We start from the raw sequence: 1453 nt of genomic DNA on the forward strand, positions 1-1453 counted from the left end.
TCCGTCCGACGGCGGCGGTCTCGGGCCGCCGCCCGAGACCGCGGCTGCCGTGGCCGATGCCCCAGGCGATGGGCGCTCCCAGGTGCGGGGTGCCGAGGGTGACGACGTCGGTGACGAGGTCGTTCCAGTCGACCTCGCCGCTCGGCTGCGTGCTGACCGCCCCGGCGGCGCGGATGACCAGCCCACCGAGCGAGTGACCCACCAGGGCGATGCGAGTCACCGGGACCGGCCACTCGTCGACGAGTCGACGCATCAGGGCTGCCAGCGCGACGCCGTTCTCGCGTAGCGACAGACCGGAGTTGGCACGCAGGAGCAGGGGCGTCCACCCCTCCTCCGCCAGGGCCTCGCCGTACGTCGTGCCGGTGCGGTCGCGGTGCCGGCGCCAGTAGGACTCGTTCTCGCAGAGACCGTGCAGGAAGACCACGAGCTCCCCGGTGGCCGCGGGGAACGTCCTCCGGGCCAGGTCGTCGCGCTCTGGCGCGACGTCGCGACCGTCGTGACGCACCGCCATCGGGATCGCCAGCTGGGGCCGCTCGCGCAGCAGCCGGTCACCGATCAGCCCGTTGACCGCGGAGCTGACGAACCGACCGCGCGGCGAGTCCTCCAGGTGCGGACCGAGACCGGCCTCGGCCGCTTTGTCGAAGCCGCGGGAGGCGGCCTTGAGACCGAGTCCGATGCCGCCGTACACGGCACCCGCGATGCCGCGGTGCAGGGCCTCCGGTGCCGCCGCGCCAGGACCGACCATCCGCCGGGTCAACCCGTGGGCACGTTCGGACCAGGCGAGGTGGGTGTCACGGACGCTGGCGACCACCAGCTCGTCGGCCACTTCCGAGAGCAACGAGAGAGCATCGAGGACACGGGGTCCGGCGGCGGTCATGGCCACCACGATAGCGCCTCAGTGCACATCTGTGCACTGAGGCGCGCAGGATCAGGCGTGGGTGTCGTCCTCGGACTCAGCCGAGTCCGTGGCCGGCTCCTCCGGCTCCTCGTCGGCGATGGTGCCGTCGGGCAGGAGACGCTTGAGCTCGACCGGGTTGCCGGAGGCGTCGGTGACGACCGCGGACTCCACGAGGATGGCCAGCGCCTTGCCGCGCAGGATCTCCTGCACCAGGTCCGGCACGTGGTTGTGCTCGAACATGTGGTTGGCGAACTCCTGCGGGTCCTGGCCGGACTGCTGGGCTCGCCGCACGAGGTGCTGGGAGAGCTCGTTCTGGTCGACGCCGATCTCCTCGGCCTTGGCAATCTCGTCCAGCACGAACTGGGCGCCGACGGCGTCGCGCACCCGGTGCTCGAGGTCGGCCTCGAACTCGTCGACGGTCTGCTTCTCGTCCTCGAGGTAGGCCTCCATGGTCATGCCGGCCTGGGCGAGCTGCTGCTCGATGCTCTGGCGACGAGCGTTCAGCTCGTCGGTCACGATCGTCTCGGGGAGCGGGATCTCCATCGTCTCGAGCAT

At 71.2% G+C, this 1453-nt stretch carries 2 pseudogenes; both read right to left on the reverse strand.

Features of this window, described 5'->3' with window-relative positions:
• Positions 1 to 877: pseudogene (locus Q1K33_RS01720) on the reverse strand (hypothetical protein); the annotation flags it as partial.
• A gap of 51 nt (positions 878 to 928) precedes the next feature.
• A pseudogene (locus Q1K33_RS01725) lies at positions 929 to 1453 on the reverse strand (trigger factor); the annotation flags it as partial.

This window comes from Nocardioides sp. (genome assembly GCF_029937575.1).
GTDB lineage: Bacteria > Actinomycetota > Actinomycetes > Propionibacteriales > Nocardioidaceae > Nocardioides.